The sequence below is a fragment of the Psychromonas sp. SP041 genome, from assembly GCF_000470315.2.
In the GTDB taxonomy this organism is placed as follows: Bacteria; Pseudomonadota; Gammaproteobacteria; order Enterobacterales; family Psychromonadaceae; genus Psychromonas.
The window spans coordinates 1-21,407 of the sequence record NZ_CBRF02000038.1 but is presented as its reverse complement, the minus strand read 5'-3'; the positions used below and the strand labels follow the sequence as shown (position 1 = coordinate 21,407).

20 protein-coding genes are annotated in these 21,407 nt (G+C 36.3%); 6 read left to right on the top strand and 14 right to left on the bottom strand.

Annotation, left to right across the window (positions count from 1 at the left end):
- Nucleotide 1: 1 nt before the first annotated feature.
- Genes SP041_RS17160 through SP041_RS17150 form a run of 3 tightly spaced genes read right to left on the bottom strand, consistent with a single transcriptional unit; the run spans nucleotide 2 to nucleotide 5,776 of the window.
- A complete protein-coding gene (locus SP041_RS17160; RefSeq protein WP_025562649.1) occupies nucleotides 2–1,405 on the bottom strand; it encodes a TolC family protein in 1,404 nt (467 codons plus the stop codon).
- The gene (locus SP041_RS17155) at nucleotides 1,398–4,601 is read right to left on the bottom strand and encodes a multidrug efflux RND transporter permease subunit (protein ID WP_025562650.1); all 3,204 of its coding nucleotides are present in this window, start codon (nucleotides 4,599–4,601) and stop codon (nucleotides 1,398–1,400) included. The genes SP041_RS17160 and SP041_RS17155 overlap by 8 nt, the downstream gene beginning before the upstream one ends.
- 2 nt (nucleotides 4,602–4,603) lie before the next feature.
- Nucleotides 4,604–5,776 carry an efflux RND transporter periplasmic adaptor subunit gene (locus SP041_RS17150; protein WP_025562651.1) on the bottom strand — a complete coding sequence of 391 codons (1,173 nt, stop codon included), beginning with the start codon at nucleotides 5,774–5,776 and terminating at the stop codon, nucleotides 4,604–4,606.
- A gap of 162 nt (nucleotides 5,777–5,938) precedes the next feature.
- On the opposite strand from SP041_RS17150, the gene SP041_RS17145 reads away from it, so the two are divergent.
- The 6 genes from SP041_RS17145 (at nucleotide 5,939) to SP041_RS17120 (ending at nucleotide 12,248) form a co-directional block, all read left to right on the top strand.
- On the top strand, nucleotides 5,939–6,910 hold the full coding sequence (locus SP041_RS17145; RefSeq protein WP_025562652.1) for a LysR family transcriptional regulator: 972 nt from the start codon (nucleotides 5,939–5,941) through the stop codon (nucleotides 6,908–6,910).
- Between the two features lie 521 nt (nucleotides 6,911–7,431).
- Entirely contained in the window at nucleotides 7,432–7,986 is a 555-nt protein-coding gene (locus tag SP041_RS17140) for a BON domain-containing protein (RefSeq protein WP_025565619.1), read from the top strand.
- Between the two features lie 73 nt (nucleotides 7,987–8,059).
- Nucleotides 8,060–8,221 (top strand): DUF1328 family protein, encoded by a 162-nt coding sequence (locus tag SP041_RS17135; RefSeq protein ID WP_025565617.1) that lies wholly within the window; start codon nucleotides 8,060–8,062, stop codon nucleotides 8,219–8,221.
- 18 nt (nucleotides 8,222–8,239) lie between these two features.
- Nucleotides 8,240–8,434, top strand: a complete 195-nt coding sequence (locus tag SP041_RS17130; RefSeq protein WP_025565616.1) for a hypothetical protein — start codon at nucleotides 8,240–8,242, stop codon at nucleotides 8,432–8,434.
- 277 nt (nucleotides 8,435–8,711) lie between these two features.
- Nucleotides 8,712–10,334 carry a diacylglycerol kinase family protein gene (locus SP041_RS17125; RefSeq protein ID WP_025565615.1) on the top strand — a complete coding sequence of 541 codons (1,623 nt, stop codon included), beginning with the start codon at nucleotides 8,712–8,714 and terminating at the stop codon, nucleotides 10,332–10,334.
- A gap of 567 nt (nucleotides 10,335–10,901) precedes the next feature.
- Complete coding sequence (locus tag SP041_RS17120; protein WP_025565614.1) at nucleotides 10,902–12,248, top strand: sigma-54 dependent transcriptional regulator; 1,347 nt, start codon at nucleotides 10,902–10,904, stop codon at nucleotides 12,246–12,248.
- Nucleotides 12,249–12,343: 95 nt separating this feature from the next.
- Here SP041_RS17120 and SP041_RS17115 read toward each other — a convergent pair whose 3' ends face one another.
- The 11 genes from SP041_RS17115 to SP041_RS21255 form a co-directional block, all read right to left on the bottom strand.
- Entirely contained in the window at nucleotides 12,344–13,564 is a 1,221-nt protein-coding gene (locus SP041_RS17115) for an AI-2E family transporter (protein ID WP_025565613.1), read from the bottom strand.
- Nucleotides 13,565–13,806: 242 nt separating this feature from the next.
- Nucleotides 13,807–14,091 (bottom strand): hypothetical protein, encoded by a 285-nt coding sequence (locus tag SP041_RS17110; RefSeq protein WP_025565611.1) that lies wholly within the window; start codon nucleotides 14,089–14,091, stop codon nucleotides 13,807–13,809.
- Nucleotides 14,057–14,683, bottom strand: a complete 627-nt coding sequence (locus tag SP041_RS17105; RefSeq protein ID WP_025565610.1) for a hypothetical protein — start codon at nucleotides 14,681–14,683, stop codon at nucleotides 14,057–14,059. Before SP041_RS17105 ends, SP041_RS17110 begins: the two co-directional genes overlap by 35 nt.
- Before the next feature lie 25 nt (nucleotides 14,684–14,708).
- The gene (locus tag SP041_RS17100) at nucleotides 14,709–14,957 is read right to left on the bottom strand and encodes a hypothetical protein (protein ID WP_025565609.1); all 249 of its coding nucleotides are present in this window, start codon (nucleotides 14,955–14,957) and stop codon (nucleotides 14,709–14,711) included.
- A gap of 888 nt (nucleotides 14,958–15,845) precedes the next feature.
- A complete protein-coding gene (locus SP041_RS17095; protein ID WP_025565608.1) occupies nucleotides 15,846–16,541 on the bottom strand; it encodes a hypothetical protein in 696 nt (231 codons plus the stop codon).
- The gene (locus SP041_RS17090) at nucleotides 16,519–17,166 is read right to left on the bottom strand and encodes a L,D-transpeptidase family protein (RefSeq protein WP_025565607.1); all 648 of its coding nucleotides are present in this window, start codon (nucleotides 17,164–17,166) and stop codon (nucleotides 16,519–16,521) included. The genes SP041_RS17095 and SP041_RS17090 overlap by 23 nt, the downstream gene beginning before the upstream one ends.
- Nucleotides 17,167–17,517: 351 nt before the next feature.
- Nucleotides 17,518–18,105, bottom strand: a complete 588-nt coding sequence (locus SP041_RS17085) for a HEAT repeat domain-containing protein (RefSeq protein ID WP_025565606.1) — start codon at nucleotides 18,103–18,105, stop codon at nucleotides 17,518–17,520.
- A 49-nt stretch (nucleotides 18,106–18,154) separates the two neighbouring features.
- The gene (locus SP041_RS17080) at nucleotides 18,155–18,490 is read right to left on the bottom strand and encodes a hypothetical protein (RefSeq protein ID WP_025565605.1); all 336 of its coding nucleotides are present in this window, start codon (nucleotides 18,488–18,490) and stop codon (nucleotides 18,155–18,157) included.
- 572 nt (nucleotides 18,491–19,062) lie between these two features.
- Complete coding sequence (locus SP041_RS17075) at nucleotides 19,063–19,767, bottom strand: ankyrin repeat domain-containing protein (protein ID WP_025565604.1); 705 nt, start codon at nucleotides 19,765–19,767, stop codon at nucleotides 19,063–19,065.
- Between the two features lie 496 nt (nucleotides 19,768–20,263).
- Entirely contained in the window at nucleotides 20,264–20,731 is a 468-nt protein-coding gene (locus tag SP041_RS21260; RefSeq protein ID WP_240791495.1) for a hypothetical protein, read from the bottom strand.
- Between the two features lie 87 nt (nucleotides 20,732–20,818).
- A complete protein-coding gene (locus tag SP041_RS21255; protein ID WP_240791494.1) occupies nucleotides 20,819–21,343 on the bottom strand; it encodes a transposase in 525 nt (174 codons plus the stop codon).
- Between the last annotated feature and the right edge of the window lie 64 nt (nucleotides 21,344–21,407).

Here is a 21,407-nt window from a genome sequence, read left to right as displayed (position 1 = left end):
TTTAAAAGGTTTCCAACGCGTAGCTCCAGCGGCCGTTAAATGCTTGATAAGCATTCACTTTAGCTTGCAACAATGAAATCGTCGAATCAACATCATTCTCTTCAGCACTTAACAGATCGCGACGTGAGTCTAATAACTCTAAGTAAGGCAATTGCCCTTCTTCATACATGGCTTCAGCTTGTAAGAATGCACGATTTGAATATTGATAACGTTGATCTGCGTAACGTTGTAGTGAACTCTGTTCAACAAGGCGCTGTAAAGTAAGTTCACTTTCGCTTATTGCTTTTAAAACAACCTGTTGGTATTCACTATATGCCGCTTCACTCAAGTATTTTTGTGCATCACGTTCTGCCAACAATGAAGGGTAACTTAATAGTGACCATTCAATTTGTGGTGTCACTTGCCATTGACCATTCGAGGTAGACAACCCTAAGCTGTCTAAACTTAATACACCAGCAAAAGCACTTAAACTCACCTCTGGCAAAAGTGCTTTACTTGCCGCTACGCTTAATGAGTTTGCTTGACTAAATTCATATAAAGCACCGTTAATATCAGGACGTAGTGCAATGGCATTACTAGGCTCCGCTAATGCCACTCGAAAAGGTAAATCAAAAATCCCCTGTTCATTTTGCAAGCTAACCGCACTGGTTAATTGTCCTGTTAATACCGCTAAGGTCGATAAATCACTGTATTCTGCATAAGCGATTGCAGGTAATAATGCTTCTTGTTGACTAAGTTGCGCACGCGTTCGATTAAGGTCAAGTTCATTAGCCGACCCTTCTTCAAAAAGAGCTTCTAGTACATTGACACTTTGTTCTAACGCTTCAACTTGTAGCTGAATGATCTGTTTTTTACGTTGGTGCCCTTGATAACTGACATAACCTTTTACCACAGAAGAAACGACCTCTATCTGCAGTAAACGACGTTGTTCAGCTTGGCTCATTGCTGATGCTTCTGCGGCATCAACTAACGCACTGATTCGTCCAAATAAATCTAACTGCCAAGTTAATGATAGATATGCACTTGATTGACGAGGTGTTGTCTCAATAACATCACCTCTTTGCGCGCCAGCCACTACACCACCTTGCGGTAGAAATTTAGCTTCTTCAACACCAATACGCGCTAACGTACTTTGTAATTGTAATTGGCTTGTGCGTAAATCATGGTTCATTAACAATGCATCATCAATCAACTGATTCAATTGTGGCGAGTTAAGATTTCTCCACCAGTTGATTTCATCTTCACCGGCTAATCGCTCAACAAGGCTACTTTTATCGATAAAAGTATAAGCCTTTTCTTGTTCATCTTTTGTATTCACTTGGCTCGCGCAACCAGACAAAATGGTTGCGATTAAGACAGTAGATAAGGCAATTTTAGGCTTTAAGCATTTGACTAACTTAAGCATTATTTCTCTCCTCAACATTGATTTTTTTCTCAATATTGCTGTGATCATCAAGACTCTTTTGTGCCTTATCATTCTTCGTTTTACTCACTAGCATATAAAACACTGGCGTGAATAATAGACCAAAGATAGTGACCCCTATCATGCCTGAGAATACTGCATTCCCCATTGCGTGGCGCATTTCCGAACCTGCACCTGTAGCAAGAATTAACGGTACAACACCTGCTGTAAAGGCAATTGACGTCATTAGTATTGGACGTAAACGCATACGACATGACGCTAAAATAGCTTCAAGATGTGTTAAACCAGAGTCATGCTGATCCTTTGCAAATTCAATCATCAAGATGGCATTTTTAGAGGCTAAGGCCACCAATACAATCAAGGCAATTTGCGTAAAGATATTATTATCTGAACCCACTAACCACACGCCTAATAATGCAGAGAAAATAGTCATCGGTACGATTAAAATAATCGCTAATGGTAAACGTAAACTTTCATACTGCGCCGCTAATACCATGAACACTAACAACACCACTAATGGGAAAACATAAACCATGGTATTACCCGCAAGTACTTGTTGATAAGTTACTTCCGTCCATTCGTATTCAATGCCCGTTGGTAACGTATCGGCTAGTACTTTCTCAATCGCTTTTTGCGCTTGATCTGAGCTATAACCAGGTGCAGGGCTACCATTCAGCTCAGCACTTGGGTAACCGTTATAATGCATTACTCTATCTGGGCCAATAGTTGGTGTTACGGTTAATACAGAACCTAGTGGCACCATGTTACCGGCACGATTACGTACTTTTAAGTTAAGAATTTGCTCAGGATCGACACGATAATCTGCATCAGCTTGCGCATTCACTTGGTAAGTACGCCCAAATAAATTGAAATCATTTACATACACAGACCCTAAGTAGATTTGTAATGCATCAAAAACTTCATCCAATGGAATACCTTGAATAAGCGCTTGCTCACGGTCTACGTCTATATCCATTTGCGGTACTTGAATACGGAAGCTTGAGTAAAGTCCCATTAACGCAGGATCTTGCTGTGCTTTACCAATCACCGTTTGCAGGCTATTAAATAACGCATCAAATCCTTTGTTTGATCTGTCTTCAATTTGTAGTTTAAAACCACCTGTTGTACCTAAACCTTGAATTGGTGGTGGCGGGAATACCGCTACAAACGACTCATCAATAGCAGTAAAACGTTTATTTAATTCAGCTGCAATCGCCATCGCAGATTGGCTAGGGTCAGTACGCTTATCAAAGCTTTCAAGTGTGGTAAATACAATGCCGCTGTTAGGCGTATTAGCAAACCCGTTAACCGATAAACCAGGGAAAGCAACAGTATGCGCAACACCCGGTACTGACAAAGCAATCTCTTGCATCTCTTTTAATACGTCTTGTGTGCGGTCAAGACTTGAAGCGTCGGGCAGCTGCGCAATCGCCACTAAATACTGCTTATCTTGCGGTGGGATAAAACCGCCGGGTACGGTATCAAATAGCTTGATAGTACCGCCAAGCAATACAACATAAGCAACCATTGCGATAACAGACATGCGTATTAATTTTTTAACTAATTTTTCGTAACCTTTTGCACCACGATTAAAGACACGATTAAAAGGTTCGAATAACCAACGACCAAATAATTTATTCAATAAACGTGTAAAGAAATCTGGTTTTGCATCATGCGGTTTTAATAATAATGCCGCTAAAGCAGGTGATAATGTTAATGAGTTAAACGCTGAAATAATCGTTGAAATAGTAATGGTCAACGCAAACTGTTTATAGAACTGACCTGATAACCCGGTAATAAAGGCCGTCGGAATAAATACCGCACTCAATACTAATGCAATCGCAATAATAGGCCCAGTCACTTCGCTCATGGCAACACGTGTTGCTTCTAGAGGTGATAGCCCTTTTTCAATATTACGCTCAACATTTTCGACCACCACAATCGCATCGTCGACCACGATCCCTATCGCCAGTACTAAGCCAAATAGTGACAGTGTATTAATCGACACACCTAACCATTGCATCACCGCAAACGTACCAATTAATGAAATAGGTACCGCAATTAATGGAATGATAGACGCACGCCATGTTTGTAAAAATACAATCACAACGATAACAACCAATACAATCGCTTCCAATAAGGTTGCAATTACCGCATCAATCGAGCCGCGTACAAAGACGGTTGGGTCATAAACGATGTCGTATTCAACACCTTTAGGGAAATCTTTAGATAAACGCGCCATGGTTTCACGCACTTGATCTGACAACTCAATGGCATTAGATCCTGGACGTTGAAACACAGGCATCGCCAATGCAGGTTGGTTATCTAATTCAGCGCGTAATGAATAACTATCTTCACCTAAATCAACGCGTGCAATATCAGATAAACGCGTTAACTGACCTTCATCACCAACTTTGATAATAACTTGCTCGAATTCTTCAATACTATTTAAACGGCCTTTAACGTTTAATAATATTTGGAATTGGCTGTCACTAGAGATCGGTTGCGCACCTAAACTACCGGCAGCAACTTGTTGGTTTTGAGAGCGTAATGCGCTAACCACATCACCAGCCGTTAAACTACGTGCTGCTAATGCATCTGGATTTAACCAAATACGCATTGAGTATTTACCACCACCGAATAAACGAACATCACCGACACCCGGTAAACGTGCAATTTCATCTTTAACGTTTAAATCAGCATAGTTAGATAAGTACGCCGTATCATGTGTTTTTTCTGGTGAATATAAATGCACCACCATGGTTAAATCTGGCGATGATTTTTCGGCGACTACACCTAAACGTTGCACTTCTTCAGGCAAACGTGGCAATGCACTGTTTACGCGATTTTGTACCTGCACTTGCGCACGGTCTAAATCAGTACCTAATGCAAAGGTAACGGTTAATGTCATACGACCGTCACTGGTTGCTTGAGAAAACATATACAGCATGTTTTCAGTACCGTTAATTTCTTGCTCTAACGGTGTTGCAACGGTTTGGCCGATTACCGTTGGGTTTGCACCAGGGTAATTTGCTGTAACAACCACTGTAGGCGGTACAACTTCAGGGTATTCACTGACGGGTAGTTGGAATAAAGAAATACCACCAGCAATCAAAATAACCAAAGATAACATCGCCGCAAATATTGGGCGTTGTATAAAGAAATGTGAAAACTTCATTATTATTCCTTAGTACTTGCCGTTAACGGCTCATCTACAGCTGATAATGTAAAAGCCACGCCAGCACTATCAATATTCACAGAGTTTGGTTTGATTGGCATACCAGGACCGACACGAGCAGGACCATTCACTGCAATCACATCACCCGCTTTTAAGCCTGACGTAATCGCACGTAAACTACCGTAACGTTCACCCAATTCTACTAAGGTGTATTGCAACACATCATTTTCACCGACAGTCAGTACAAAGCTATTTTTTAAATCAGTACCGATAGCACGTGAAGGGATAACCACTTGATCTGTTACTTCATTTGCAGCCAATCTAACGCGTGCAAAAGAACCCGCACGCAATCCTTTATTTTTTTCATCAAACACCGCGCGTACACGTAAAGTACCTGTCGATGAATTGATACGGTTATCGATAAAATTAATATAACCAGAATAAGGAAAATCAGTTTGACCGACTTTTTGCATCACCACTTGTTGATGGCTTGCCGCCGTTACATCGTCAAATGAACTATTCCAAGTACGTTCGTCAATATCAAAATAACCATACATTTCTTTATTTGAAACAATTGACGTTAGTACCGTTTGTCCCGCTAAAATATTGTTACCGCGAGTAATATTAGTACGAGAGATAACACCATCGATCGGAGAGCGTATCGCAGTAAATTCTAGGTCGAGTTGTGCAGCGCTAAGGTCTGCTTTTAGTGACGCGAGTTGCGCTTCACCTTGACGTAATGCAGAAGCGCGAGACTCAGCTTGCTCTGTTGAAATTGCTTTACGTTGAACCAAACGAACAGCACGTTGTGCTTCACTTCGTAATTGTTGTAATGCAGCTTGTGCACTGTTCACTTGTGCTTTAAGCCCTGCCACTACCGCAGTAAAAGGACGACTGTCTAATTTAAATAACAAGTCACCTTGTTTGACTTGATCACCTTCATGAAATGAGACTTGTTCTATCACACCCGAGACACGCGGCATTAATGAAACTTGTTCAGGTGCTTCTAAACGCGTGGTGTAGGTATGCCATTTTTGAGTCGGAGTTACTAACACTTCAGCAACATCTATTGCCTGTAAAGGTCTTTGACTTGCAGGTTCACTTGGCTCTTCTACACAACCGATTAATGTAAGACTTGCCACGCTAAAAATTGCAGCAATTAAATATTTATTCATGATGACGCTCCTTTTCTAATTGCCGCAGATTTTACGGAACAAACTAGTGCAAAAAAAGCATCGTTTTTTAAATTCATTAATGCCAAAATAGCACCAATAAAGATTAAAAAAGTGACTTTATAATGATTAACGATATCATTTAAACCCTATTAAGGATCAAAAATGGACATCACCAGTAGACTATTAATGCTACTTGAAGTCGTTGAGCAAGGCTCTTTTGCTAAAGCGGCAGATGCTAGGAATATAGACCGTTCAGTCGTTTCAAAGCAGATAGGACGTTTAGAAGATGAATTAGGTGTACGATTACTTAATCGTTCCACTCGCTCATTTTCTTTAACGGCTGCGGGTGCCGAAATGGTCAAAAAAACCATTGAGATACGTGATTTACTGGGTGATACGCTTCGTTTAGCTGAAAATTACCACCAAGAACCGCGTGGTGTATTGAAGATAGCAAGCTCATCTATTATTGGACGCCGTTATTTACAGCCAGTCATTAATGACTTTCAAAAACGTTTCCCACAGGTAGAAGTTGAAATGCGTTTAGACGAGCGCGTTGTTGACATCATTTCAGAAGGTTTCGATTTAGCTTTTCGCATCGGTAAACCTAAAGATTCTTCTTTAATCGCAAGGCCTATCGCGCGTAATCGTTTACTCATTTTAGCGGCTCCAGAATTTATTAAAAGTTATGGGCTCCCCACTAAAATAGAAGACTTAGCTGACTTACCAGCAGCAACCTTTGCTACTGCGGCTTCGAGAATGGAAGAAATTAGCTATTTAAATGAGGATGGGAAGCAAACAGAGCAAAAAATGAAAAGTGTTTTTAGAAGCAACGATGCAGATGTTCTATTAATGAAAGCACTATCTGGTAGTGCCTATTTCATTACGCCAGCATTCCTTGTTAATAACGAAATTAAAGATGGTTTACTCATTCCTATATTAACCGACTTAGCATTGCTGGATTACTACCCTATCTATGCTGTTTACCCACATCGCGATCTCCCCGTTAGAACACGATTATTTTTTGATGCTGTATCCGAATATTTAGGCAAACAAAAACCAATTTGGGAAGAAGCCATTCCAAACTTTGAACAACTTTATCAAGCAACATCAGGTAAAGATCTTAGCCCAAGATAAAATGATGGTTGTTTGAAACAATATAAAATAAGAGATTCTTTTTTATAAATAAACCTAACAAAACCATTAAATCTAGAGGTAAACCAATAATGGTTTGTCTCTTTTATCTCTAATATTTTCAAAAAAAATAATATTAATTTATTAATATCATAAACATAACAACCATTTATACCAATGGAATTAAATAAGTGATCAGAAATTGTGCAGGAAAAATTAACACTAATAAGGCGTGAGTTGTAGAAGATAGTTGTTCTCACTTCAAAACTCAGAACGTAGTTAGGGGTGATTTTAACCAGCAAGAATGATCACCTTATTAATTCTTTTGGTATTAGTTAACACTCTCAATACTCCCGTCTCCACTTAATAACCAAATCATTATTACATTCTCACTCTGTAAATAATTCACACTTTACGCTTTTTATTTTTCATTAAAATAAAAATAACCAATAAAAACAACAAGATAAAAAACTGGCACAGTAATGGCAATATACTTAATACACATCAAATAAAGGAGAAACAATATGAAGAGCATAAAAACAATTGCCCTTTCAACTGTACTACTGACTTCATCAACTATTACATTAGCAGATCAACAAAGTTGGAAAAATGAATCTCTTGATGCGTGGATAGATGGGAAAGCTGAAACAACATTATTGTTAAACACTAACTTAAACTCATTCGATATTAATACTGATGTCCATAGTGGTGTCGTTACCTTAACTGGCGTCGTTGACAGCAACATCGAAAAATCATTAGCTGGCGAATTAATCGCAGGGTTAGATGGCGTCGAAAAGGTAGAGAATGACTTATCTATTTTAGACAAAAATAACGAAGCGGGCTTGGATGATAAAGCATTGTCTGCATTAACAGATGCCAAAATCACGACGGTGTTAAAAACACGATTGTTGATGGCTGAAGACGTTAGCGCAATGGATATTGAAGTAGACACAACCAATAACGTTGTACTGTTAACCGGTAAAGTGATATCAGATACAGAACACGACTTGGCAATGAATATGGCGCGTAATACTGAAGATGTATCTAAGGTTATTGATAAACTTGAAGTCATTAAATAATCAATATTCGCCTTATTTTTTTAATGTACTTTTATAACGTATATAACACCCCATATAAGTAAGGAGAGATGACATGATTCGCTGGGTATTTTTATTTCTCGTGATTGCCTTAATTTCAGCTGTATTCGGATTTGGTGGTATCGCTGGCGCAGCCGCTAGTATTGCTAAAATCATATTTTATCTGTTTGCAGTGTTGTTTGTTGTCTCGATTGTCGCCAATGTAATAAAACGCTAGAAATAGTAGGAGAACAAAATGACTAAGATAAGATCTTATAGACACTTTGCAGCAATTTCAGGTTTAGTATTAGCCCTTAGTGGTTGTACTGATGGCTCTACAAAAAAAGTAGGCGAAAAGATTGATGATGCATCAACTGATATTGGCAATAGTATTGAAGATACGTGTGAAGGCATAAAAGACACACTTAGTGCAGACGATAAAGATTGTTAATATTCGTCATAAATTAAAATCTGCCATAAATAGAAGATCGAATAAATAATATAAATTATTCCTTCTTCTATCATTCTTCATTTTTAAATCTAAAACATTCACAGCATTAACTTGAACTCCCTAAAAAAGTAAAAGAGACAAAATATAAAGGAGGAATATATTGAGGAAATGGCGATCTAATATTACATCACTCAGGCTGCGTTATTAATACCAACCTTATTTTATTCACAGCTACCTTTCTTATTTATTTACTAAATTTATTCGCTAAGGAAATCCCATGTTTATTACTAAATATTACCTATTTGGCTCGCTATTAAGCTTAGCGTTAGCTTGGTTTATTCCGCTGCTAATACTGAAAATATTATTTTCATGGGTAGCCCTTTCTTTAGCAATTGTAAGCCTTGCTTATTTATTTGATACTCCTTCTATTTTTAGAAAAAATAGTGACGGAAAAATACTATGGTGGATCCAATGGGCTTTCATCCCTTTTCTACTTGGCGTTAAAGCTTATAACGCGTGGGCAAGAAAGAATGATGAGGTTCCACCAATACAAAAAATAACCAATAATTTGTACCTTTCAAGACGTTTATTATCATTTGATTTAGCGTATTTAAAGTCAAAAAATATTGATTGTATTGTAGATGTCACAGCAGAATTCGCTGGCTTAGAAAGTGCAATGACAGATAAACATTTTGATTACTTAACGATCCCAGTGTTAGACCACAAAGCCCCTTCTTTACATAAACTACGCCATGTGCTTTATTGGATTGATGTACAGCTATCACAATCTCGTTCTGTAGTTATTCATTGTGCTTTAGGTCGTGGGCGATCTGTCTTTGTGATGGCCGCTTATTTGTTAAGTCGAGATCCTGCATTAAGTGTTGATCAAGCATTAACTCAAATTCATTCTATTCGCAGCTCAGCGAACTTAAATAAGAAACAATACAAAGTACTGAGTGCAATTAGTAAACAACAAAAATTAAAACTACCCGAGCCAACGTGGATGATTGTTAACCCTGTTTCAGGTGGCGGTAAATGGCAACAATATAAACAGCAATTAATTCGACAGTTAAGTACAAAGCATCGTTTAAAAATAGTAGAAACGATGCCACACATTTCAGCAACTGAACTCGCCAAGCAAGCTAAAGAAACAGGTGCAAATAAAGTGATTGTGTGTGGTGGAGACGGTACGGTAACTGAAGTGGCAAGCCAACTTATTGAATCAGATATAGTGCTTGGGATTGTCCCTTTTGGGACCACAAACGCTTTATGTCATGTACTTTACGGGTTAGCAGCAAAATACTCTCCGGTGAATGCAGCTTGTAACGCTATTTTATCTGAACAAGTTCGCACGATTGATACGGCAAAATGTAATGAACAATTGATGTTATTAGCCATGGGCATTGGCTTTGAACAGCAAATGATTTCGTCTGCAAACAGAGAGAATAAAAATGAAAATGGGCAGTTTGCTTATTTAAATGGTTTTTTTAATGCAGTGGTTTCAAGTGAATCGCAACAGTTAAGTATTAAAATTAATGACAAAGTATACCAAGATTTAAATGTTCAAAGCTTAATGGTCGCTAATACCGCCCCATTCAGTACTTTATTAGCACATGGTGGCGATGCACCAGAACCAGATGACGGTAAGTTACACATGACTTATTTAGATAATACGGATTCATTTACCGAAACAGTGATTGCGCTATCTGATTTAGCGGCCTCTAGTTTAGGGTTGCAAGATAAGGCAAATCAGTTTCAATATTGTGACGGTAAGAAGATAGCGATCTCTGCAGATCATGAAATAGAATATGTTATAGACGGTGAAAACTATCGCGCTCAAAATATTGAAATAACCGTATTGCCATCGTCACTTAAGGTCTTTGTGGCGTCGAATAAATAGTATCAACTCGTAACATGATGACAATGCGAGTCCTTATCGAATGTGACAACGCAGTATTGGTTGTCGTATTGGCGCCCCGTAGAACAAATCGTTAGGCAACCACCTTCGCTGTTATAAAATGTTATAAAGTGTTATAAAGTCTCGGTTTAACCCGTTAGATCTTTACTTCTATGTCTAGAGTTTATTTCCCTTACGATTTTCTGATTTTTGCATCTTGAATGGTGACGAGTATATTTAATACCAATCTAAGTCATTATCTAGCCATTTATTACCCAGATTAGTATAACGATAATATAAACATCGCCGCACATATCAACAATAACTCTCAAGAGAATAATGTAGACCAATAAATAAACGTCTATTTAATCTACTTTTAAAAAATATAATACCGCTCTACCTAACGCCCCCTCTTTTCATACATAGGCTGAACACTACTTTACAAACGACTTCCTGCATATCAAATAAATAGTAATAAGTTATAAATTTGACAAAGTTCAAATTCATCGCGATTATGAACTTCCCCACCTGAAAAATTAAATGATGAATTCATTATCGTGAGAGCAATTAATGCATAAATTAAGCTTGTTATTAAGCATCCAAAATAGCTCATTGCGCCAAGCTATATTAAATAATCCTGAATTAGCCCAGTTCAATACAATTCAGCTAGAGGCCAGCCAAGATTGGATCTCAGAGATCAAAACCATAGCACCTACCGTTGCAATTATTGGCGTAAACAACTTTAGCTCTGAAGATTATCAAGCACTATCTAAGCTTGAAGCCTTGAATGAAATGGATTTAATTATCATCAGTTCTGGTGCTCCTAACCCTAATTTAGATAAATTAATGCAATTAGGGGCAATATTTCATTATCGCATGCCGGTTGATATAGAAATCTTAGCTGAAACATTACAAGACGTACGACAATCCAACTTACCTAAAAGTACAGTTGGACAACAAGTATCCACCAGCGATTTAGACCAATTTGGTTTATTAATTGGCTCTTCAAGCCCAATGCATAGGTTATATAGAACACTACGCCGCGTGGCAAAAACCGATGCATCTGTATTTGTTATTGGGGAAAGTGGAGCAGGTAAAGAACTCGTTGCCCAAACCATTCATCAAGCAAGTGACCGAAGCCAATATCCTTTCATTGCCATTAACTGTGGAGCAATCAGTCCAGACTTAGTGGACAGTGAATTATTTGGTCATAATAAAGGTGCTTTTACTGGCGCTGACAAACCGCATGATGGTGTCTTTAAGCGCGCTGAAGGAGGCACTTTGTTTCTTGATGAAATTACTGAAATGCCTATTGAACATCAAGTAAAATTATTAAGAGTATTGGAAACAGGGGAATATCGTCGTGTTGGCGGAGAAACTGTACATATAGCGAATACACGTATTATTGCAGCAACCAACCGCGATCCTCAAACCGCGATTGATGAGCAAGAACTAAGAGAAGATCTGTACTTTCGTTTAGCTCATTTCCCAATTAATGTGCCGCCTTTAAGAGAAAGAGGTAGTGATATTGTCGGTTTAGCAAAACATTTTATTGCTCATCAAAATGCTAAAGAAGTCAAAACGAAAACTATTCTAGAAGCAGCATTAGATAAAATTGCAGCTTATGATTGGCCTGGTAATGTAAGAGAATTAAAACACTCGATAGAAAGAGCATTTATTCTGTCTGATGATGTCATTAAAGAAGAACATATTGTTTCTGATTCTCTTCAAGTAACCGGTGAAGATTCAACATTGAACGCATTAGTGCCGGTTGGTGTTGCTTTAGTCGCAATTGAAAAAGCAGCGATTGTTAATACCTTAGATAACAATGAAGGTAATAAAACCAAAACAGCTCAAGAGCTCGGTATCAGTGTGAAAACGCTCTACAATAAACTCGATAAGTATGAAGTGACTTAACTAACAATCATTATAAAGTTAGGATAACTAAAATATTGCATGCACTTAATAATTGAGTGCACTCAATATTTTCAATCACATATACTTGCCTTAAATCATCTTGCTCTCAGCACTAAATGACTTCTTCCAAATATATCTAATCGCTCTAATAAAGTGTTTAAGCACACGAGTAATGGCACACCAAGTAACATCCCCATGCTACCCCATAACCATCCCCATAAAATTAACCACATAAAAATAACCAACGGATTTAAGTTAAACCTTCTGCCTAATAAAGTAGGTGTAACAAATTGACTTTCAGCCATATTAATCACTAAATAAGTCGAAATAATAATGAATGCATAACTCATTGAATCAAATTGAACATAAGTAATAACACCAAAACAGATCATAGAAATGAGTGGACCTAAATAAGGCGCAAAGTTCATAATGCCTGCTAATGTTCCCCATAAAAAGGGGTCTTCAACACCAAATATAAAGAAAACACAGCCAACAACGATACCCAACGCAATATTAATTAACGTCACCGTCCCAATATAACGAGAGAGATCTTTTTGGATCACTCTGACCAATTCCACTGTTTTACGCTTGTTAGATAGATGGTCAAATTGCATTAAAAAACCAGTAAACAAAGAACGTCCATAACTGAGCATAAAATACGCCATAAAGAGCGAAATCATTAATTGAGTAATAGCAGTCGGTGTTGCTACTGCAATACTTTTAACCAATGAAACGACGGTTGTACTTCGAAACTCACCGACATTAGAACTACTAACAATTGCCTCATTTAATGCTGAACTTGTGCCTGCGTTGTTGGTTGCATTAGTCACTTCTTGTGAAATATCTTTCACTAACTCTGGAAGCTTCGACCACCACTGTTGAGCAGGCTCAGTTAATACTGCTACTCCGCCAAATAAAAGACCAACAATCAAAAAGATAACGCTCAACACCCCTACTGTTCTGGGAATGCCAATTTTTTCTAAATAATTAACTAATGGGCTACATAACAGCGCAATAAACGTACTGACCATGACGGGTAATAATATAGACTTACCAAAGTAGATACAGCCAATAAGAACGATAATAAACAAGAACCAAAAACCAATGCTATATAAGGTTTTTCTATCTTTATTATCTTGCTTTATATCTAACTTATCTTGTTCAGTAGCTGATTCTTGTGAATCAATAGAGGATTCACTTTCATTTGTAGATGGTTTTTCAGATGAACTGATTTTGGGGTTGGTAGCTTGACCGTCATTAATTTGAACTGCAGAGGAGGAGTCATTTATTTGATCGTTATTTTGCTTGTCCTTCAAATTATTTACTCCATTTTTACTTTACTTGATTTAACCTTGCTTGATTTAACTTTGCTTAATTTAGCTTTGTTTAATTTAGCTTTACTTGGGTGAGCAGATCAGAACTTATCAAACTTAAACGCTTAAAGCGGTTAATTAGAATGTTCGTTTTACTTAATTTTTACCTAATATTTTTTACTTAAGCGCTTTTATTTAAGCACCTATGTTTAACACGTTATCTTTAGGTGCTTTGCAGAGTTGGTTTACTCGTTACTTTTTGGAACGGTGCTATTGGAACTACAATGTTGATTAAAGTAATTTAAACCTAAAGAAGCGATAGGATATAAAGATCTGATTTTCGTTCGATATCTCGCGAGCAAAGCAGTCGCGATGGTTACTCCAATCGTCACGCCAAAAGGATGTTTTTGTGTTTTTTTTCTAACGGTGTGTAGCAATAAATTAAGCTTCAATTCACACTGTCTCGCTGAATCTTTACCTTCCAACCGTGTTAAGTTAATCGAATGATTTAGCTGCTTTAGAGATGACATCAGCGCCCTCCTTTAATTGAGCAATCGTTGCTTTGAAACCAAAGAATCGCATTAAATATTTTTGCCAGTAAGCTAGAGCGACCAACACTAACCCCATTGCAGATAAAAACATGCCAACTGCAATTAATAAATTAGAGGTGAAGCTATAAGCAATAATCCCAATGCAGATACAGATGCTAAATATAAAAAGAATCAGCAAAGGAATGAATAAAAGCTGGCAAACTGCAAAACGTTTAGCTGCTTCAACGTTGCGTAATATTTCAATAAAAAACAGTTTGATGGTGGATTCTGACCACTGACCAGCTTCTTGCGCTATTTTTGAGAGCTTGTTAAATACATCCGTTATTTCATCAAATTTAACGCCTAAACTTTCAGTATTGAACGTATCTGCATGTGGTACTTCTGCATCTACATTTTCATTACTTAACTTTTCAGAGCCTAACTGTTGACTGTCTAACGATTCATTATCTGACTCTTGATCATTTAACTGTTCATTTAACTGTTCATTTAACTGATCATTATCTAACAAAGCATCTTGTTGAGTACCTTGAGAGGTTTTATTTTGATTCGACATATTTTGCTTATTTTCCATCATAAAACCTCTCCGGTGACTTCATTTATTTTATCAATTTCGAAACCGCCCATCCGGCTAAAAATGCACAACCGATGCTCAATAGTGGACGCTCTTTAATGATATTTTCAGCTTGGTTTGTCACTGACTTAACTTTTTCAGAACCTTCACTTAACGATTCTTGCGCTTTATTTTTTAAAGAGTGAACGGCTTCAGAAGTCGCTTCTTCAGCTAAATGATATGCTTCTTCGATTTTTTGTTGTGACTCTTGAGTTTTTGCTTTTGGTGTAGCCATTTTAAATCTCCTTAATTACAGAATGTATAATATGATTTCATGCTAACAATAGGGTTATACAACTGTCTATCAACGTTACTAATGAAAGTGGCTAAGATAAACATCCCTAAATACTTGTTATTCTCTTTTAACGTTGCGAAAGCCATGCCACATTTGTAAACAGACTCATAAAAATCATAAGAGGCTGATAAATAACAGCTTTATTTTAGTCTTTAGATGAAAGGTTAATATCCTTAAAAAGAGAATATTGTATTTTCTACTGATATTAAGAAGTGACCATGTAAAAGTTACTCAGTAATCAGTACTAATGCAAAAGACTAGATATTTAACTTAAATGACCAGGAAGGTATTTGTTCAAAAACAAAAGAGAAAGAGCCATCTTTTGAGATATATAGAATGGTTTGAAATAATTGTAGATGGCTTCCCATTCTGCGTAATAAATTCATTTAAATAACGCATAAGCCATGAAATATAAACTAACCACTCTCTCCAACCATTAATGATATTGAGTGCAGTTTTTTTCGATATCCGATGTAGTCTGCTTTTTTGCCAACGTTCAACTAAAACAGGTGTTGAGTAAAGTTGGCATCATCGTTCGCAAGCTTATTGATAACTGAGTATGTTGTTATGCAGTTCATTGATTGAAGTACGAGGTAGCAATGATTCGACACCTAAGTTTATATAAAAGGGCCGTAAGTACAAATAAGCACGACAAACTCAACGTGAAATACAATAGTAATAAGAGGTATCTGATGACGATATTTACGATTGTTGAGACTGTGTCATGACAATGGCCTCTTGGCATGTAAAAAACTACATGCCAAAAAGATAGAACTGAAAATGTCAGTCGTCAAAGTTTATGGCTTCCACTACTTTGTTTTACTTTGGTTACAACTGACAAACGGCAGCCCCTAGTTCAGGTTTAATCACTTTTTTACTAGATAGTTCTTTTCCTGTTTCTAAATTTAAAGTCATAACTTCCCAATTTTGTTTTTTATCTACACCTACTAATACTTTTAAATTCCCATCACAGACGTCAGGCGTAATGTCCATACGTGTCCAATACACATCCGTATCCCAAGCTCTATCGATTTGATAACAACTTGCTATTTTTGATGAACTTAATTTAGTTCTACCAACTCTAGTACAAGCTACTAATTTAGGCTCTTGTGTTATAATTAATGAGTTAGGCTTAAATTGAAAGTCAGCTAAAGATAGTCCTAGATTATTAATTTTTAGAGTCTTACCAGTAGAAAGTAGTGCATAGTATTTACCTTTTCTTTCAAAAAGTTGAGATGCGTATCCTTCATCTAGAGGCCAATGTTTTGAAGCCGTACCGTTATTAGGTATAAGGCTTATATATGGTAGGTTATTACCATCTTTCTCTTCTATATAACCGCCTAATATCCAGCCAAGTGTGGAGTTTAAAGAAACACTAACACTGTCTAATTCTGTATTAATTTTTTCACCGAGCGGAGAAGTAAAGTCAGAATTAGCTATAACACAGCTATTTATAGTGAAAAAAATCACCGTTGAGAATAATATTACGCGGATATATCCACTAAATCTTTTTGTAACGTTCATTATATTTATGCACCGTAAAAGAAGTTCCTCGTTTAAACGCTCCGATTGTGAATAATCGAATACGATCGTTTGGTTTTAAGTGTATACAACCATGTGAAGGTATCAAGCGAACAGGCATTTTTAGTGCAATTTCGGCTTCATTATTTGGTGTAGTATGAAACATTTGACCTGAAAGTGTTTCTTTACCATCTAGTATTTTATTACCATTAAGATCTTTAAACCAACGAATTGCAATAGGCCCAAAGTCATTGAAAACCCATGTGTCAGGTACTTTTCTTTTTCCATATAATTCTTTATACATGTCCATAATATCATCACGGACGTTACCTCCAAATAGTTGATTCAAACTACCCCATTTTCCACTCGGTAATGCATACCAAACATCCAACTTTGAAGGCATATCTCTTAACTTTGTTCCCCAAACTAATTTCGAGGTTGACCAAGTTGGAGTACGATAAGCTTCTGCTTTATCTATTATATATTGGCCTGGCCAAGTTGGCTCTTCTGCCATATAAGGATCATTACCAATTTTGGCAGGCCCTCCCATAGCTTCAAACCGCGCAAAGCGACTGCCATCCTTGTTAACAACCAGAAGATCTTGTCCTGGATAAAAATGAATTTCCATCTATATCAACTCCACTTTAAAAACCATAAACCAAATAACTAAATTAGATAAACTTTATATCATAGAACAAGTGAAGTAAATTGAGCTTTGGGGATATATTATAAATAGAAGTAAATAATGAATAAACTTGAGATTGGCGAGACTGTGCCATAACAATTACTTCTTAGCATGTAAAAAACTACATGATTAAAAGGTAGAACTGAAAATATTAGTCGTTAAAGTTTATGGCTATCTAATACTTAATTATCTCAAATAACAACATTTAGTGTAAACGAGTTTTAGACAAGATTTATTTCAAAATATTTTCATTATCTTTTCCTGAACGAGCGCTAAGTATTTTCTTTGCTTCTTCTAATTTTTTTTGGAGTAATTACTTCCTATATAACCTAAAGAATTCATAGCTAATTTTCTATTGGTGAGTCTGTTATTTTTATCTAAGGCATATTGAAAAAGAGTATCTGCAGATCTTGGTGTTGAAAAAACACCTAACGCTCTAATTACGCTATAGCTCAAAATATAGTCATCAGTATAAATGTTATCAAATAAGAAATAATAAATATCACTTTTGTCCGCAGTTACATCAAACCTTTTTTTTATACTATTAGCATAACCAAAAAATAAATCTACTTGAACAACATCCAAGTTTTTATCTTCTTTAAAACGAGAATTAGTTTTTTTTAGAGTTAAGATGCAAGACAGTGAATCTAAATAGAATCCCTTACTCATTTTTCCATTAAGTAATTTATTTTGCACTTTCGCTATCCAAGCAATTTCACTTTCATTTCTTTTTACGCCAAATATAAAGCTTGATAACCGTCCTTGAATATTTTGTAATTTGTCTAATTGATTAACCTCAACACAGATATTAGAGTCTTTAACAACACTAGCATATGAGTTTAAATGGCTCATTAATAAAAAGATTAAAAATAATAATTTCATATAACCTCCTTAATTTAATTATGGAACGGGAAAAGGTATTCCAACTATATTAGTTACCGCTTTTACTATGAGAAATACCAAATGAAGTATCTGGAGCCTGTACCTCAATTATTTCTATAGTTTTATCAATTATTACTTCCGATGGTTCTAATGTTGTCCAATTACCATTTATACAGAAACGATCATAATATATATTTTGTTTTTCGATTGTTGTTACAACCTGTTCATAATGTGATTCATATAGTCCAAAGGTTCCTATTGTTCCTTTTGATGGAACTAACGAAACTCCAATAGGTGTTCCATAAGCCCCGCCCAAAACAGTACTATCAGGAAAACTATCTACAGCGAGAGTACTTTTCCAACCACTGTAAAATACGGAGGACATTTCAAGTTTTACTCCTAAAAATTCAACAGGTTTAGGTACTACTGGTATAGGCTCTATGCTAGTTTCAGTCCATGAAACACTTCTAAACTTGACACCTTAAAAACCTTGGACATCCAAAAAGTTTCACTCACGTCATAATACTATTTTCATTGCTAGCAAATCAAAATACTAATGGAAAGAGTTCGCTACCTAACGGTAAAGTTTGGGATTAAACAAAGGATGATTGCTGTACTAATTTTTAGGTATGGAATATGTTGACGTTTGCCAGTATGACTAGCAAATAAGGTTAATAGTTATGGGTATCCAGCTTTAATTAGTTCAAATAAGCACGACGAACGCAACGAGAAATACAGTGGTAATAAGGGATATCTGAAAGCGAAACTTATGATTGACAAGATTGAGTCATAAAAAACGACCTCCAACATACAAAAAGCATTAATAACAGATAGTTTAAAAATTTAAATCAGTAAAAATTATGGTTGTTCAACTTTACTATTATGTAAATCCCCAATTTCCCCCTACTGCTGGCGCATATTTAACGCACTTTACAACTAATAAAATAATCTATTAATTTAATTAATAGATTGGCCATTCTTTATTCTTTCACGTACTTCTTTCGGTGGATATGGAGGGAACCTAACACCTTTACTAATCAAAAGTTCTTTTGTTTTAATGGCCCAACCATAAGCTTTAAATTTAGGGCTAAGAAGATTTTTTGAAAGCTTTTGGTCTATTCTATTAGCGATAGTGCCTCCACTAGTACTTGCGTTTCTATAGGAAGCACCTATTTCGATTAGTTTATAGCTTATCTCAAATTTATTTAATAAAGCAGCATAAAGAGGGGTATTTTCATTAGACTTGTTAGTATTATTTAAATCAGCACCAGCTTTAATTAATATATTAATTTGTTCCCAATTTTCGATACTAATCGATGAAAAAATTGCAGGATAACCATCTAAATCTAATGCATCAGGGTTACCTCCAAATTCAAGCAACAAACTTAAAATATCATCATTTTTAGAACCAGCAATTGAAGGAACTGTATGTCGACCATCAATAGCTTTATAGTTAGGATCTGCACCAAGTTCGAGAGCAAGTTTTATACTATTATAATTGCCATTTATTAATAACCAGAAAAGAGGAGTTATACCTTCATGACCATGAACATTTAAATCTATTCCATTTTTAATAAAATCATTAGCTTGATTTCTATCCAACTTATATATTGCATTAATTAGTAATGTTGTATTTTTATCGAAAAAATCATTTAAGTTCATCCTGTCTCCAAAACTATTCGTACTAATTAAACTTAAAAAAATTATTATTAATAATTTTTTAATATTCTTGAAGCTTACACATGCTTTATTTTTAATTATCATTATTCTCATGATCATTTAGAGCCTTAATATATTGATTTTTTGAGATTCAATTCCCACAATCACTTGATTAATGCCATGCCGACTTACTAATTTATAAACCTGGACTGCTAATAACTTCAATTAATTTATTTATGAGAGCAATACAGTTAAAACTCATAGATACCCATATACTTTCACTCGCCTCATATTACAAGCTGGAAAAATGCGGACATCCATCGACTTAAACCATCAAAAATAATCCTATTTCCATTATTAAAACGATAATCTAAAAATTTTGATAGCAGAAAATCATAAATTAAGAAAGGTTTTACGCAAATAATGGCTTTTTCAGGTATGACTGATGTTAGCCGCTGCTAATAATGTGTTTATTTTGTTTTAAATAAAAATACGCGACTTAATGCAGCCGTAATTGGTTTTTACTGGCTATCCAACGTTTGCCTGTGTTACCTGCATAAGCAGCTAATGCTTCTAAAGAGCCCACCGCTCCGTGATAATCTTTTCCAAAACTACTTGCTAGTGATAACCAAGTATCATTATCTAAACCAAGAGTGGAGAGTATTCTTGGACGTTGGCTTGAAATCGCACCACGTTTATCTTCTCTAATGATACGGCCACTCCAATCCACTAACTCAATATAATCTAATAATGAAAATGGAATACCTTGAGTTGATTGTTCATTTTCGTCACCGACGAAACCAAATAAAAGTTTTTTAGTAAAAGCGTATTCTAGTGGCTTTTCTTGTTGCTGAGCAACACCAGCTTTTTTGCAAGGTAATAGGCGCTCATAAGCGGAGGTATATTCTGATGTTTCAACGCTAACCGCCATTTTGGCGCGAATTGGATTTAGGTCGACATAGGCCATACAGGTTAATAACGCATCTTCGTCTAGTAATGCTTGAGACTTGAATCTTCCCTCCCACTAATTTGTAGGGAACAAATTAGAACAGCTTTAGCTGGCCTGAAAGGTGAGCGCCATGGATGGCAGCGAATAAAATCGACCTGAGCACTCATCTTCTTTATTCGCTTTCCGCGCAATGAATTCATTTAAACAGCGCATAAACCATGAGATATCAGCTAATCGCCCTCTCCACCCATTAATAATAGTTAATGCGGCTTTATTTTCTGCTTCTGAAGTGGTTTGCTCGGATTGCCAACGCTCAACTAATACAGGTGTTGAATAGAGTTGACACCAACGCTCACAAACTTCTTCATGCGTTAGGCTTTCATTATGTTGCTCATCTATGTGCAGTACGAGGTGATAATGGTTGGACATGATAGCGTAAGCGCAGATATCAATATTAAAAAGAGAAGCGAGGTAGTGCATTCGCTCAACAACCCACTGACGGCGATGTTCAAAGGATTTTTCGGTGTATTTATCTTCACCACACAAGTAAGCTCTGCGAACACAACGCGAAATACAGTGGTAATAAGGTGTATCAGATAATGATACTTGTGATTGGCGAGATTGAGTCATAATAAACTACCTCCTAAATGCAAAAACACGCATTTATAAAAGATAGTTTAACGATGGCAATTAT